Genomic DNA, 15,014 nt, shown 5'->3' on the forward strand with positions numbered 1-15,014 from the left:
GCGAGATCACATGAACCTGTCGCGCATACTGGTCGTCGATGACGAGCCGCAGATCCAGCGCTTCCTGAAACCCTCGCTCACGGCGGCGGGATACGAGGTGGTCGAGGCGGGCACGGGCGCCGAAGCGCTGAAGGCGGTCGCGACCCAGGCGCCCGACCTCGTCATCCTCGATCTCGGCCTGCCGGATATGGACGGCAAGGAAGTGATCGCGAGCCTGAGGGGATGGTCGGACATCCCGATCGTCATTCTCTCGGCGAGGGACCGCGAAAGCGAGAAGATCGCCGCGCTCGATCTCGGCGCCGACGACTATGTCGAAAAACCGTTCGGCATCGGCGAGCTGACGGCGCGCATCCGCACGGCGCTGCGCCATCGCGGCCGCCGCGATGCGATCCCGACCGTGACGGAGGTCGACGGGCTGGTGATCGATCCCGTCAAACGCCTGGTCATGCGGGACGGCGAGACGGTTCACCTCACGCCCAAGGAATATGATCTGCTGCTGTTGCTGGCCCGCCATGCCGGGCGCGTCGTCACCCATCGCGCCTTGCTGACGACGGTCTGGGGTCCGGCGCATGGCGACGACCTGCACTATCTCCGCGTCTTCATCGGCCAGTTGCGGCAGAAGATCGAGCGGGATCCGACGCAGCCGCGCATCGTGCGCACCGAGCCCGGGGTGGGCTACCGGATGGCTGAGCAGGAGTGACTGCGACATCCAGGGGGTCTGCGCGACGGTGGAACAGGATTGGCCAACGTCGCGACCGCCGACGCCGTGGCGGACATCGTCAGCGAGTGTCGGATGATCTGGATTGCTCTCTTCATGAAAATACCTGGACGCTGCCCTCGGGAATGCGGCGTCGATTGGATCGAAGAGAAGAAGGCGGGGAACGTGATCTTGCGCGGCGGGGCTCGGGACGACGCATATCTTCGGCTTAGCTCCGTGGATCATCGCGCAAGGTTGATCCGCGCGCATGCTGGGAACACTACGCCAAGGCGCGGGCCGAGACGAACAGACCACATTTCCCAACATGGCGCATCTGCATCATACGTCTCCTCGATGTAGATCTCCGTCGGCCGCCCTGCGTTCACAGGGCGGCTCCGGGCCCGTTTCAGGACGGGATGTGTTGCCTTTGTCCCGTCTCGGCAGCTTTTTCGATGGCGGCGACCAGGCGACTGTTGTGAAGCGCATGCGCGAAGCCGGGCGTGAGACGGGTGTCTTCGGCGAGATCTCTTCCGAGCGAGGCGTAGACTTCGCCGACATTGATCGATGCGCCTGCCCAGAAGTCGGCGGCCGTCGGCCCGACGCCGGAGGCGACAGGCGCATCCGGCGCCTCGAAATCGACGCTCGAACCGAGTGCGAGGTCGCCGACCTGGACGCCGGCGAAATGGCTGCCCGTCAGTTTCAGCCAGCCGCTGGCCCCGCGGATTTCGAAAGTGAAGTTCGCCTGGTCTGCGGGAACGCCGGCCAGCACCTGAACGGAAACGGGAGCTCCGCTCGCCGTTTTGGCGATGAGGTCGAGATGATCGGGAATGTCGCGCAGGGATGTTTCCCCGGTGTCGACGATGTCGATCTCCGGCCAGAGAAGCTCGGTGCGCGCATCGACTTGCGTGATGGCGCCGAGCACCGCCTCGATGACGTCGACGACATGGCCGGTGGTGATGGTCATGAAGCTCGCACCCGAGGCAGCCTTGTTGAAATAGTCATACGCCTTTGGCGATTGCGGGCCGTATCCAAAGGTCGTGGCGATGACGCGGGCCGACATGAGCCGTCCGAGCCGGCCGGATGCGACGATTTCCGCCGCCCGTCGAACGGCCGGGTTGTGGCGGCCTTGCAGTCCGATCACGGTATGGAGCGACCCTGCCGCTGCGGCCATTTCTTCGGTTTCGGCCAGCGTCGCGCCGAGCGGGCTTTCGGAATAGACGGCTTTTCCGGCCCTGAGCGCGGCCAGCACGAGTTCGCGATGCGCCGGCACCTTGACGGCGACGGTGACGACGTCGATGGAGGCGTCTTCGATCATCGCGTAGGGGTCCGCATACCAGCGCTCGGCCCCGAAAGCATCCGCCGCCGCTTTCGCGCTCTCCTCGCGCCGGGTCGCGACGGCCGCGAGCCTCAGATGCGGCTGTGTAGCCAAGGCGGGGATGTGAGAGGCTCCGGCCCAGCTTGCGGCGATATCCGCGCCGATGACGCCAACCCGAAATTTCTTGTCGTTCATGTCTCTTTGCTCCTTGAAGCCATCCGTCGCCGATCGGCGACATGGGAAGGAGCCTATCGATGGACGCCACGGAGCGGAAATCGATAGCCGATATGTGGCGCCATCGATGGCATGGATAATGGTCCTCGGCACTCGAGGCTGTCGGGGACGTCAGTAATAAGGCTGAACGAGGTCGCCGCAGAGATTTTCCGAAGCGAGCCAGACATGCGGAAACGCGCCCAGAAGCGCGTTCCGGATCCAGCGCTGCGCCGGATGCGCGTCGTTTCTGCGATGCCAGGACATGACGAAGGGCACCGGGTTCAGCGGCAGAGGAAAATCGACCATGGTCAGCCGGTCGGCAAAACCGGAATTGGCCACGACGCCCTCCATCACGATGGCCAGCATGTCGGACGAGGCGACGAGTTGCGGCGCCGACGCCATTTGCGGGACCGTCAGCGCGACGCGCCGCCTCATGCCCTTGGTCGCCAGGGCCGCGTCCGCGACATCCAGTCCATCGGTGTCCGGCGCAATCTGGATATGGTTCAGGGACAGGAATGTCTGCGTATCGAGCGCGCGCCCGGTCGCAGGATGGTTCTTTCGCAGGATGCAGACGTATCGCTCTTGGAACAGCCGCGCATTCAGGATGCGACTGGAAGCCGACAGGGGAATGCCAACCGTGAGATCCACATCCCCGACGTCGAGAAGATCGATGGCGGCATCGCGGCTATCATATTCCCGCACCGTGAGATCGACGCCCGGAGCTCTCGCCGCAAGGACCGCGAGAAGCCGCGGCAGGACCACGGAGCCGGCATGGCCGGACAGGCCGAGCGAAAACGTCGTCCTGACCGTCGAAGGATCAAAATCCTGGGTGAAATCGAGGGTGCGCTGAATGTCGCGCAAGGCGGTCGCGATCGGTTCGGCCAGTTCGGCGGCGCGGGGCGTCGGCTGCAAGCCGGAAGGCCCCCTCACGAACAGCTCATCCTTCAGCAGGTCGCGCAGGCGGGCGAGCGCCGCGCTCATGGCCGGCTGGGTGCGGCCGATACGAGCGCCGGCGCGCGTCACATTTCGCTCGGCGTTTATGGCGTCAAAGGCGACGAGAAGATTGAGATCGATGCCGTGTAAATTCATCGAGTGGATACATACGCCGGCGCATCATCAATGACAAGCATGCCGGCCGCATCTCGTTCCACACAGGTCGAGCCTGTCAGCGCATCGGAGTCAGGAAATCATTGCCCGGATTGGTGCAAGCGGACGCGCCATGGACGTTCTCGCGCCCCGCTGGCCCGTCCGCTTCGCGGCGGCGGTCAACCGAATGAAGCAACCGGCGCCCCGAACAGGCTCTCGTCGGGAATGACTCCGAGGCCGGGTCCCGTCGGCAGCTTGATGTGTCCACCCTCGATTTTGACGCCGTTTTCCTGGTCGTAATTGCCCTCGACATAAGGCTGCGCCAGCCAGACGCCCTCCAACAATCGCGGCTGCACGGTGGCGCCGATATGCGTGCAGGCGGCATTGATGATATCGCCGCCCCACGCGTCGTCGCAGGTGTGCGGCATGGACCGGGTTTCGCAGATGTCGCGGAATGTCGCCATCGCATGCAGGCCGCCGATACGGGTCACTTTCATCCCGAAGCCGTCGCAGATGCCGTCGCCGACTGCGCGCAGGACGGTATTGAGGTCCTCGCCGTTCTCATCCAGATAGACCGCATGATGCAATTGGCTGCGGATCGCCTTGATTTCCTCGATCGTGTTGCAGGGCTGTTCGAGAATGAGGGGGATGTCGAGGCATTCGCGGCTGAGCCGAAGCGTGTCGCGCATGGTGAGAGAGCGATTGCCGTCGACGGCGAGGCGCATCCGTGTGCCGACGCGCTCCCAGACCTTGCGGACGACGGCGATGTCGATCTCGATCGGGCGGCCGCCCCCGACCTTGATCTGCATGCGGGGATAACCTTCCCCGGCCCGTTCCTCGGCGATGCGCGCGATCTCGTCGGGTTCGCCGATGCCGGAGGCGTAGTAGGAGGGAACACGTTCGGTGACGGCGCCGCCGAGGAGATCCGCGACGCGCATGCCCACATGTTTGCCCAGGAGGTCGTGGGCGGCGATGTCGATTGCGGCCTTGGCGTAGCGGTGCCCGTTCAGGAGACCATCCATCTTCCTGCGAAGCTGGACGAGCTGCAGCGGATCGGCGCCGATGAGACCTTGCGCCATTTCCTCGAGCGCCGCGACCGCCCCTTGGCGTGCTGTGGCTGGTAGGTCGGGCCGACGGGGCAAGTTTCGCCCCATCCGAACTGTCCGTCGTCGGCGACGACCTTCACCAGTGTCGTGTCGAGCGCATGGACCGTGCTGCTTGCGATTCGATACGGGCCGTTCTTGACGGGCATGTTATGGCTGTAGACGTGAATCTCTTTGATCTTCATAGCGCTTCTCAAAAAAGCGGCCGTCCCGGAGAAGACGGCCGGTCAGGGAACAGTCGGCAATCAGTGGTGGGTGTTGAGCTCGTCGACGGCGGGGATTTCCCGCTTGCGGCGCTCCATATAGTCGCGCAGCGCCTCGTCGACGCCTTCGTCGAGTTTCGGTTCGACATAGTCGTCGAGCAGCCGTCTCGCATGCTGGAGCGCGCGTTCGGTAATCTCGACGCTGCCTTCCGCCTGCCATTGCTCGATGGAGTCGTTGTTGAACATCTTCGGCATGAAGAAGGCGCGTTGGAAGTTCGCCTGCGTGTGGGGATGGCCGAGATAATGGCCGCCGGGGCCGACATCGCGGACTGCAGCCATGGCCTCGTCGAAATCGTCCCAGCGGACGCCCTCGGCCATGCGGTAGCCCATGGCGCACATTTCGGCGTCGACGACGAACTTGGCGATCGAGCAATGCATACCGGCTTCGTTCCATCCCGCGCTGTGCCAGATGTAATTCGCGCCCGCGTGCAGCACCGCGTTCATGGTCATGGCGCTTTCGTAGCCGGCCTGGGCGTCGAAGGTTTTCGCGCCGCCGAGCAGGTTGGAGGTGCGCCACGGGACGTTGTAATACCGCGCCATCTGGCCGATCATGAAATTCATCAACGAGATTTCCGGTGTGCCGGCCATCGGCGCGCCCGATTTCATCGACACCGTCGACAGATAGTGGCCGTAGATCGCCGGGCAGCCCTTGCGGACGACCTGCGTATAGGCGAGCGCCGAGAGAGCCTCCGCATTGAGCTGGGCGACGGCGGGAGCGACGGATGCGGGCGTATTGGCGCCTCCGAGCACAAAAAGGAGAGCACAAGACGGGTTGATTTCGCACGCAGAAGGCGCGCATGGCCGACAGCATCGTTTCGTCCCAGACCAGCGGCGAGTTTCCGTTGCAGTTGCCCGTCACTACGGGCGTCGTTTCCATCGTCTCCTTGCCGAACAGGATTTCGCACATGTCCATCACGTCTTCGGCGTTCTTGCCGGAGGTGGTCATGCCCATGAAGGTCTTGTCGGAGTATTTCATCGAGGAATAAGTGATCGCCAAGTGGCGATGACTGACGACCATGTCCATCGGCTCGACGATGTGATGCGCGGTGGAATGCAGCGCCGGAGACATGTGGGAGAGTTTGTGGAAAGTGTTGAGGTCGGCGATCGTCGGCCAGCGGCGCTTGTCTTCAAGGTCGCGGATGAAGGGCGCTCCGGTCATCGGCACGAAGATCGAATTCTTGCCGCCGAAGGGCAGGCTCTTGTCGGGATTGCGGGCGGCGTATGTCCAGCTGGACGGAATGGTGGAGATCAACTGCCGCACCAGGGCACGGTCGAGGTGAACGCGTTCGCCGCGAACATCGGCGCCAGCGCTCTTCCATTGCTGCAGGGCGATGGGATCCCGGAAAACCACGCCAACCTCTTCGAGGATGGACATCGACGCGTCGTCGATCCTCGCGACATGTTCCTCGTCCATGAGTTCGGTGAGGGGAAGCCTGCGATGCAGGGTCGGGAGCATGGCGAAGTCGGGCGCGTTGCGGAGCGTGCGGCGGGCATCGCGGCCCCCGGCGCGGGTTCTGACTGCTGGTGTGCTCATCGGCCTATCTCCCAAAAGAATGCAGTAGAGTTGTGCGGTGGTCCCCAAAATCCGGCAGTCGATTTTCCGAACAGTCCACGTCAAAAACCGACGCGCAGACGGGTCGCGAACTTGCGATCACTCTTCGCGCGCCAGCCATTCTTTCCAGCGGAAATAAAGGTTCGCTCCGATCTCCGCGAAGGGAGAAGGAACGATCCTGGGAGGCTCCGCTTCGGCGAGGAAGTGGGCCGCGGTGTCCGACGGTCTGTTCATCACGAGATCGGCTGCTCCGATCCCGGTCAGCGTGCTGCGCACGGTACCCAGGCCGTTGTCCACGCAGGCGGAAAACAGGCCCGGCTCCAACTCGCGCATCACGGCGGCGCCGTTCCAGCTCATGCAGAGGTGACCCGCCCAGCTATATTCCATGGGCAGGTCGGCGATGGCGGGAAAGCGGTCGGCGAATTTGCGACGGTGGACCCTTGCGGCCCGGGCGACACTTTCGCTCGACGGGTTCATGTCGGGAACGAAGCTGGCGCATGTGCGCGTGACGATCCGATCGCCGCCCTGTGGGCCGTCGATGCGGCGCATGGTCGTGCCCATCGGATCGGATGGAGTTACGCCCCATCGCGACCGGCCGCCGAGCTTCGACAGCGTCGTCTCGTCCAGCTCGATGGTCATGGATGCGTACAAGAAAACATGCATCAGTCGCCGGCGCGCAAAACCGAAGCTCTCGAGATGGCCGTTGTTCGCCATGACGACTTTGGCGGCGCTGACCTTGGCTTTCGCCGTCGAAAGTAGCCAGGCCGACCCTTCTTTCTGGACCGCGGTGACCGGCGCGCCCTCGAAGACATGGACGCCGTCACGGCGAAGTCCGGCGCCCAGACCCCGGATATATCCGGCGGGCTGCAGCATCACCGTTCCGGGCGTATAGAGGCCGGCGACATAGTGGCGGCTGCCCGTGATGTCGTGCATTGTCTTGTCGTCGAGCATTTCGTTGGCCTCGCCGAGTTCGGTGAGGTGTTCGGCATAGCTGACGTTGAGTTTGCGCCCCGTCTCGGTCGCCGCGCCATTGATCTTGCCGGCGGGATCGAAATAGGCCGGGTCGATGGCGTAGTCGTCGACGGCGTCCTTTGCGAAGGCGATGGCGGACCGGTTGAGCGCGGTGATGGCTCGGTCGGCGTCGACGCCTTTGCCGGCATAGTCGTCGGACTGCAGGTCGTGAGGCAGGTCGATCATGAAGCCGGAATTGCGTCCGGAGGCCCCTTCCGCCAGTCCGCCCGCCTCGAGCACGGCGACGCGGATCGAAGGATCGAGCTGCCGCAGGCGCCGCGCGGCCGAGAGGCCTGCGAATCCTCCGCCGACGATGGCGACATCGACTGTGATGTCGTCATCGAGGGGAGCGGACCCCGCCTGGCGCGGTAGGATCGCGTTCCAGGCGGCCGGTCCTCTCTGGACTGGCAGTCTCTCTGCCTTGTGTATCGTCACGCGACAGCCTCGTCTGCATCGTCGGTGAGGTCGAGCCAGATCGTCTTGATCCGGGTATACTGGTCATGGGCGTGGATGCCGTTGTCGCGGCCGCCGAAGCCCGAGGATTTATAGCCGCCGAAGGGCGTCGAGATGTCGCCTTCACCGAACGAATTGACGGTGACCGTTCCGGCTCGAATGGAGCGCGCGCCGCGGATCGCCTTCTTGGCGTTGGCGGTGTAGATCGAGGCCGCCAAGCCATATTCGGTGTCGTTGGCCAGTGCGATGGCTTCCTCGAAGCTCTCCACGGTCAAGACGACGAGGACCGGGCCGAAGACTTCCTCGCGGACGATCTTGGCGTCGCGGTCGGCGACGTCGATGATCGTCGGCTCGACAAAGCCATTCTCGGCCTTGCCGCCGAGCAGGACCGTCTGGCCCTTTTCGAGATAGGAAGACACCTTGTCGAAATGCGCCTTCGAGACCAGCGCGCCGACGCGGTTGACCGGATCGAGAGGATCGCCCATCGGCCATTCGCGCGTATGGGCCACGATCCGCTCGATCAATTCGTCCTTGACGCCGCTCTGCACGATCAGGCGCGACGAGGCCGAGCAATTCTCGCCCATGTTCCAGAAGGCGCCGTTGACGATATGGGCCGCGACCCGATCGAGATTCTCGGCGTCGTCGAGGACGACGGCCGGGTTTTTGCCGCCCATCTCCAGCGTGATTTCCTTGAGATTGGAATCGGCCGAGTATTTCGGGAAGCGGCGGCCGGTGGCCGTCGAACCCGTGAAAGACACCATGTCGACGTCCATGTGCAGCCCGAGGGGCTCGCCGACTTCGCCGCCGCCGCCCGGCAACACGTTGAAGACCCCGGCGGGCACTCCGGCTTCCATGGCGAGTTCGGCGACGCGCAAGGCGGTCAGAGTCGTTTCCTTGGCAGGCTTGACGATGACGGAGTTTCCGGCCGCCAGCGCGGGACCGATCTTCCAGGCCAGCATCAGCAGCGGGAAGTTCCAGGGCAGCACGAGGCCGACGACGCCGACCGGCTCGCGCACGATCATCGCGATGTGGTTGTCCGAGGCGGGGGAGACCTGGTCGTAGATCTTGTCGATCAGTTCGGCATGCCACTTGATGCAGTGGACCGTCTCCGGGACATCGACATTCTCGCAGTCGTAGATCGTCTTGCCGCTGTCGAGGCTTTCCAGCACCGCCAGCTCACGGGAATTGCGTTTGATGAGCTTGGCGAGCCTGAGCAGGATTTCCTTGCGTTCGCCCGGATGCAGACGCGACCAGCGGCCGTCCTCGAAGGCGTCACGCGCCTTCCCGACCGCGAAGTCGACGTCTTCCGCGCCGCATGCGGCGACCTTGGCGAGTACTTTTCCGGTGGCGGGATTGGTCGTGTCGAACGTCTTGCCCGACATCGCCGGACGGAAGCCGCCGTCGATGAAGGCCTGGGTGGGGAATTCGAGCCCGGCGGCGATAGCCTTGTACTCGTCGTGGGTAAGGAGTGTGGCCATTGTCATGCCTCCGCTTCAATTTCGGCGATCGTGCGCTTGAGGACCCGCACCACCTGCTCGAGCTGGCGCATGTCGTCCTTGTTCAGGGCCTTCAGGGGAGGCCGCGGAGGCCCGGCGTAGAGACCGCCCATTTCGCATCCGTGCTTGATGCATTGGATGAATTTTCCGCCCTGTTCGAGCACGCGCATCAGGGGCATCATCGCCGACATGATCCGCCGGCCTTTGGTGAAGTCGCCCTCGACGGCGCAGGCCTGGTAGAGCGCGATGTGCTCTCTGGGCAGGAAGTTGGAACCGCCGCAAACCCAGCTGCGCGCGCCCCAGGCGAAGAATTCCAGCGCCTGGTCGTCCATGCCGCAGGACATCTGGATGTGGGGGTAGTCGCGCGCAAGCAGGTGGACGCGGTTGATGTCGCCCGAGCTCTCCTTGATGGCGCAGAAATTCCGGCTGCGGCCGACACGGTCGAGAAACTCCTCACCCATATTGACGCCCATGCGGCCCGGATAGTTGTACAGCATGATCGGCAGATCGGCGGCGCGGTCGATGGCGAGCGCATTCAGCGCGTTTTCGCGTTCGGTCGGCACCGAATAGGGCGGCGATCCGACGAGAATGGCGGAGGCGCCGATCTTCGCCGCGGTCTCGGCCATCGTGACGGAGTCCGCGAGACGAATGGCTCCGGTGCCGATGATGAGAGAGACACGGTCGCCGATGATCTGCTTGGAGAGCGTCGCGAGTTCGACACGCTCCTCCATGGACTGGGCATAATACTCGCCTGTCGACCCGCCGTTGATGATACCGTGGACGCCGGACGCGATCAAATGTTCGATCATCTTCGCGAAAGCATCGCGATCGATCGAGCCGTCATCGCGATAGGGCGTGATGACAGGCGTGTATATGCCCTCGAACTTCATTCTACTCTCCTAGGCTAACTTGTCAGGCACGCGCCCCAGAGGCGCGAAGACGCTTGCAGGTGTGACGAAACTTTCGATCTGGGCGCGCGACAGCTCCCAATGCGCGATGGCGAGCTCGGCGCACCCTTCGGTGTCGCCCGCTTCGATCAATTCTATGAACTGGTCGTGCTGTTCGACCGCCGCGACGCGCTGGTCGGCGAGGTCAGAATTGCGCGGACTGTAGAAGGTCATGCCGATGCGGGTGTGGTCGATCAGCAGCCGGCGCAGGCTCGGCATCAAGAATTCGTTGTCCGCCATCTCACCCATGATCGAATGGAAGCGTTCGTTGGTGAGCGCGCGCTGTTCGGTGTCCTTTTCGCGGATCGCGGCGCGGAACAGCAGTTGCGTGTCCTTGAGCCGCATGATTTGCGCGGCGGTCGCATTCTGCGCCGCCAGCCGTCCGACCGCGGCGTAGATCATCGGGGCGGCGATGAAGAAGTTGCGCAGCGTCTTGTGCGTCATCGGCGCGACCTGCGCGCCCCGGTTCTCGTGAAGGATCACATAGCCTTCGCCGGCGAGCGTGCGCAGAAGCTCGCGTATCGGCGGCCTCGAGAGGCCATAGGCCTCGGCGATCTCGGTCTCGTCGAGATAGCTTCCGGGCTCCAGCGCCTCGGTCAAAATGCGGCGGCGCAGGTCTTCCAGGCAATTCGCCTTGTTGCGCTTGGGTTCGCGATCCATCGGGGGTTCCTCAGCAGGGGTTGATCCCCAAGCCCATACTAGATTCTTTGTAGCCGATCATAATACAACTTGTCTACAATGAAAATCTGTGTTGTAAGACAAAAACTGCTTAACGATGGGGAACGGGCGATGGGTAGCGACTCTCAGGAAGCCGTCATCCGATGCGAGGGAATCTGGAAGGTTTTCGGCGCTCGGTCGAAGGAGGCCATCAAAGCCATCAAAGGCGGCCAGCTTTCCAAGGCCGATGTCCGCGACAGGCTGGACTGTGTGGTCGGCGTCCGCGACGCGAGCTTCAGCGTCGGTCGGGGAGAAATCTTCTGCATCATGGGCCTGAGCGGTTCGGGCAAGTCGACGCTCATCCGCCATGTCAATCGCCTCATCGAACCGACTGACGGGGCGGTCTACATCGAAGGCCGCAACGTCAACGCGATGGGCTCCAGAGAGCTACGGCAGCTCCGAGCCGAGAAAATCGGAATGGTCTTCCAGAGCATGGCACTGATGCCGCATCGCAATGTTCGCGACAATGTCGGCTTCGCGCTCGAAGTGCGTGGTGTGCCCGAAGAAAAACGGCACAAGGTGGCGAGGGAAGCCATCGAAGCCGTCGAGCTGACCGGCTGGGATCTGAAATATCCCGACGAACTCTCCGGCGGCATGCAGCAGCGCGTGGGCCTGGCGCGCGCCATCGCCGCCAATCCCTCCATCTTGCTGATGGACGAACCTTTTCGGCTCTCGATCCGCTGATCCGCCACCAGTTGCAGGGCACGTTCATGCAGCTCTCGGCCGAGCTTCACAAGACGACGCTCTTCATCACCCACGATCTCGATGAAGCGATCCGTATCGGCGACCGCATCGCCATCATGAAGGACGGGGTCCTGGTTCAGGTCGGCACTCCGGAAGAGATCGTCACCAATCCCGCAGACGACTATGTCGCCGACTTCGTAGCCGGCATTTCCAAGCTCGACCTCGTCACCGCGGCGAAAGTCATGCAAGGCCTGGACGAATATCGCCAGGGCCATCCGACCGAGGATGTCGCTCTCTGGCCCGTCGCCCGACCCGACGACAAGCTCAACACGCTCGTCGACCTCTCGATCGGCGCCCATCACCCGATCCTGGTGAGGGATGGAGATCAGGATATCGGCGTCGTCACCAAGGACGCGTTGCTCCGCGGGATTCAAGGCAACGGTGAAAGACGATCCGACAAGCGGGGGCGCATTGATGGCCGACGGACAGGGATTCGACTGGCTCGATCCATTCTCGAGCATCGACCTCGGCATCGCCGAGCATTCAGACGGAATCAAGGAATGGGCGATCGAACATCGTGAAGCGATCCAACCCTTCAAATTCTTCTTCGACGGCCTGATCCAGGGCATCGAGCGCGCCTTCATCGCCGTGCCGCCTTCGGTCATGATTTTCATCATCGTGCTGATCGCCTGGCAAGCCGCGGGTCGGCGCACGGCGCTCTATGTCGCCTTTGCCCTGGCGTTTCTCGGCCTGCTGTCGCCCGAAGCATGGCCGCTCGCCATGACGACATTGGCGATCGTCGTGGCGTCGGTGATCCTCGCCGTCATCATCGGCCTGCCTCTCGGCATTCTGGCCGGCAAGAGCGATCGCTTCGAAGCCGTCCTCCGGCCGGTTCTGGACACGATGCAGACGATCCCGGCCTTCGTCTATCTGGTGCCCGTCGTCATGCTGATCGGCATCGGCAACGTGGCGGGCGTCATCGTCACCATCATCTTCGCTTTGGCGCCCCTGATCCGCCTGACCTCCCTCGGCATCCGTTCGGTCAACCAGAGCGTCGTCGAAGCGGCCCGCGCCTTCGGCGCCACGCCTGCCCAGATCATGTTCAAGGTCGAACTGCCCATGGCGACGCCGACGATCTTCGCCGGGCTCAACCAGACGATCATGCTCAGTCTCTCCATGGTGGTCATCGCCTCGATGATCTCGGTGCGCGGCCTGGGCAACGAGGTGCTGCGCGCCATGGGCCGTCTCGATGCGGGCAAGGCCATCGTCGGCGGTCTCGGCATCGTGATGCTGGCGATCGTGCTGGACCGCATCACCCAAGGTCTCGGTCGTTCGGGCCGCGAGCGGGGACACAGGAATTGGTGGCGGACAGGCCCGATCGGTCTGGTCGCTCAACTAATCGACCAAAAAAATAGGTCGTTCTCGGGAATGAACTTCAACTGGGAGTAAGACAATGAGAAAGCTATTCACTGCAGGGGCGATGGCGTTGGCCCTCATGGCGCAGCCTGTCCTGGCCAACGACAAACCCGGCGAGGGCGTCACCGTCCGCCCGATGATGCCGACGCAGATCGAGGAATTCTTCCAGCACCGGATTCTGTTCCGCGCGCTTCAGGACCTCGGCTACACGATCGCGACGCCGAACGAAGCGGAATACCAGACCATCCACGTCGCGATCGGTTCGGGCGACGCCGACTTCACGGCCGTGAGCTGGGAGACATTGCACAAGAGCTTCTTCGACGAGGCCGGTGGCGAAAAGGTCATGAGCCGGGTCGGCAACTACATCTCGGGCGCGCTCCAGGGCTACCTGATCGACAAGAAGACCTATGACTCCGGCGTCCACGACATCAGCCAGCTCAAGGACCCGAAGGTCGCGGCCTTGTTCGACTCCGATGGCGACGGCAAGGCCGATCTGGCGGGCTGCATTCCGGGTTGGGGCTGCGAGCGCGTGATCGAGCATGAGCTCGACGAATACAAGCTTCGCGACACGGTCACCCATAACCAAGGCGCCTATCAGGCGATGATCGCCGACCAGATCGCCCGCTTCAAGACCGGCAAGCCGATCCTTTACTATACCTGGACGCCATATTGGGTCTCGGGTGTTCTCGTCCCCGGCAAGGACGTCGAATGGCTGAGCGTTCCCTACACCTCGCTGCCCGACAATGCGAAGGCCAATACCGAATTCGACGGCAAGAACCTGGGTTTCGCCGTCGACAATATCGGTGTCGTCGCCCGCAATGACTTCCTGGCCGCCAACCCGGCCGCCAAGAAGCTGTTCGAAGTCGCCAAGCTCGACATCAACGACATCTCGGCCGAGAACAAGCTGATCACCGATGGCGAGAAGACCTCCGCCGACATCGACCGCCATGTCGACGACTGGATCAAGGCGCATCAGGACCTCTACAACGGCTGGCTCGCTGACGCCCGCGCCGCCGCGAAATAGTCGTCAACGGTCGGGGCGCTTCGCCTGAGGCGCCCCGCACAGGATGATGGTCATGAGCCAAGCCGCCAATTTCGTTTTTCTACTCGTCGAAGAGTTCACCCATCTGGCTTTCTCCAACGCCGTGGAGTCGCTTCGCATCGCCAACCTGTTGGCTGGCCGCGATCTCTACACATGGAGGCTCGCGTCGGCCGACGGCCGTTCCGCGACGTGCTCGAATGGAGCGGTGACGCTCGTGGATCAGGGTCTCGCGCCGCTAAGCCGCGACGACCGGCTCATGGTCGTGTCCGGCATCAACGTGCAACGGCACACAAAGCCGGAACTCCTTCGCTATCTCCGAGGCGAAAGAGCCCGTGGAATCCAGATCGGGGCCATCTGCTCCGGCGCCTATGTCCTCGCCGAGGCCGGTTTCCTGGATGGCCGCCGGGCGGCCGTGCATTGGGAATTTCACGATGTCTTCGCCGAGCGGTTTCCTTCGGTCAATCTCACCAAGTCCGTCTTCGTCGCGGACGAAAAATTCGTGACCGCCTCGGGCGGCGCGGCGGTGGCCGACCTGATGCTGCACATGATCGCGCGCGACCATGGACGCGATCTCGCCGCGTCCGTCGCCGACCAGATGGTCTACAACGCCGTGCGCGACGGCAGCGCGACCCAAAAAGTCTCCATGCGGTCGAGATACGGTCTGCGCAACAGCCGCGTCGGCGAGGCGATCCGGCTCATCGAGGAGAATGTCGAATCTCCCTTGAGCAGCGCCGAGCTGGCGCGCAGACTGGGCATCTCGGCCAGGCAGCTGGAGCGCATGTTCGAGCGCTATCTCAACACCACGCCGAAGCGATACGTCATGGAACTCCGGCTGCATCGGGCGAGGAACCTGATCGTCCAATCGGACCGGGCTCTCACCGACATCGCCATGGCGTGCGGTTTCGTCTCGACGTCGCATTTCTCGAAAGTCTACCGCGATCACTTCGGCAACACGCCGGGCAGTCAGCGGTCGATCCTCAACTAGAGCTCACGAAGGAAAAAATGACCTATTTCCAAGG

Annotated in this window: 11 protein-coding genes and 3 pseudogenes; 5 read left to right on the forward strand and 9 right to left on the reverse strand. The window is 63.2% G+C overall.

The features are described from left to right. Positions 1-10 precede the first annotated feature (10 nt). Positions 11-700: a response regulator gene (locus H2O14_RS19060; protein WP_182828892.1), complete on the forward strand. Its 690-nt coding sequence runs from the start codon at positions 11-13 to the stop codon at positions 698-700. 403 nt (positions 701-1,103) lie between these two features. On the opposite strand, the gene H2O14_RS19065 is transcribed toward H2O14_RS19060, so the two are convergent. The 9 genes and pseudogenes from H2O14_RS19065 to H2O14_RS19100 all read right to left on the reverse strand — a co-directional run bounded on the left by H2O14_RS19065 (position 1,104) and on the right by H2O14_RS19100 (position 10,796). Continuing rightward, complete coding sequence (locus tag H2O14_RS19065) at positions 1,104-2,207, reverse strand: Gfo/Idh/MocA family protein (protein WP_182828893.1); 1,104 nt, start codon at positions 2,205-2,207, stop codon at positions 1,104-1,106. A 150-nt stretch (positions 2,208-2,357) separates the two neighbouring features. Next, the gene (locus H2O14_RS19070) at positions 2,358-3,314 is read right to left on the reverse strand and encodes a LysR family transcriptional regulator (RefSeq protein ID WP_182828894.1); all 957 of its coding nucleotides are present in this window, start codon (positions 3,312-3,314) and stop codon (positions 2,358-2,360) included. 176 nt (positions 3,315-3,490) lie between these two features. Then, a pseudogene (locus tag H2O14_RS19075) lies at positions 3,491-4,599 on the reverse strand (mandelate racemase/muconate lactonizing enzyme family protein). Between the two features lie 60 nt (positions 4,600-4,659). Then, the gene (locus H2O14_RS27730) at positions 4,660-5,427 is read right to left on the reverse strand and encodes a trimethylamine methyltransferase family protein (protein ID WP_312858628.1); all 768 of its coding nucleotides are present in this window, start codon (positions 5,425-5,427) and stop codon (positions 4,660-4,662) included. A 58-nt stretch (positions 5,428-5,485) separates the two neighbouring features. Next, positions 5,486-6,211 (reverse strand): annotated as a pseudogene (locus H2O14_RS27735) (trimethylamine methyltransferase family protein); the annotation flags it as partial. 117 nt (positions 6,212-6,328) lie between these two features. Then, positions 6,329-7,675: an NAD(P)/FAD-dependent oxidoreductase gene (locus H2O14_RS19085; protein WP_182828895.1), complete on the reverse strand. Its 1,347-nt coding sequence runs from the start codon at positions 7,673-7,675 to the stop codon at positions 6,329-6,331. After that, positions 7,672-9,171 (reverse strand): aldehyde dehydrogenase, encoded by a 1,500-nt coding sequence (locus H2O14_RS19090; protein ID WP_182828896.1) that lies wholly within the window; start codon positions 9,169-9,171, stop codon positions 7,672-7,674. The genes H2O14_RS19085 and H2O14_RS19090 overlap by 4 nt, the downstream gene beginning before the upstream one ends. Positions 9,172-9,173: 2 nt before the next feature. Next, positions 9,174-10,079: a dihydrodipicolinate synthase family protein gene (locus H2O14_RS19095; RefSeq protein ID WP_182828897.1), complete on the reverse strand. Its 906-nt coding sequence runs from the start codon at positions 10,077-10,079 to the stop codon at positions 9,174-9,176. A 9-nt stretch (positions 10,080-10,088) separates the two neighbouring features. After that, positions 10,089-10,796 carry a GntR family transcriptional regulator gene (locus H2O14_RS19100; RefSeq protein WP_182828898.1) on the reverse strand — a complete coding sequence of 236 codons (708 nt, stop codon included), beginning with the start codon at positions 10,794-10,796 and terminating at the stop codon, positions 10,089-10,091. A 129-nt stretch (positions 10,797-10,925) separates the two neighbouring features. Between H2O14_RS19100 and H2O14_RS19105 the strand changes: the two are divergent. From H2O14_RS19105 to H2O14_RS19120, 4 genes and pseudogenes are all read left to right on the forward strand, one after another. After that, positions 10,926-11,974: pseudogene (locus H2O14_RS19105) on the forward strand (glycine betaine/L-proline ABC transporter ATP-binding protein); the annotation flags it as partial. Positions 11,975-12,011: 37 nt separating this feature from the next. After that, positions 12,012-12,986 carry an ABC transporter permease gene (locus tag H2O14_RS19110; protein WP_182828899.1) on the forward strand — a complete coding sequence of 325 codons (975 nt, stop codon included), beginning with the start codon at positions 12,012-12,014 and terminating at the stop codon, positions 12,984-12,986. A gap of 4 nt (positions 12,987-12,990) precedes the next feature. Next, positions 12,991-13,977 (forward strand): glycine betaine/L-proline ABC transporter substrate-binding protein ProX, encoded by a 987-nt coding sequence (gene proX, locus H2O14_RS19115; protein ID WP_182828900.1) that lies wholly within the window; start codon positions 12,991-12,993, stop codon positions 13,975-13,977. A gap of 52 nt (positions 13,978-14,029) precedes the next feature. Continuing rightward, positions 14,030-14,980 (forward strand): GlxA family transcriptional regulator, encoded by a 951-nt coding sequence (locus H2O14_RS19120; protein WP_182828901.1) that lies wholly within the window; start codon positions 14,030-14,032, stop codon positions 14,978-14,980. The last annotated feature ends 34 nt before the right edge of the window (positions 14,981-15,014 follow it).

The organism is Rhizobium sp. G21 (assembly GCF_014158035.1).
GTDB lineage: Bacteria > Pseudomonadota > Alphaproteobacteria > Rhizobiales > Rhizobiaceae > Rhizobium_E.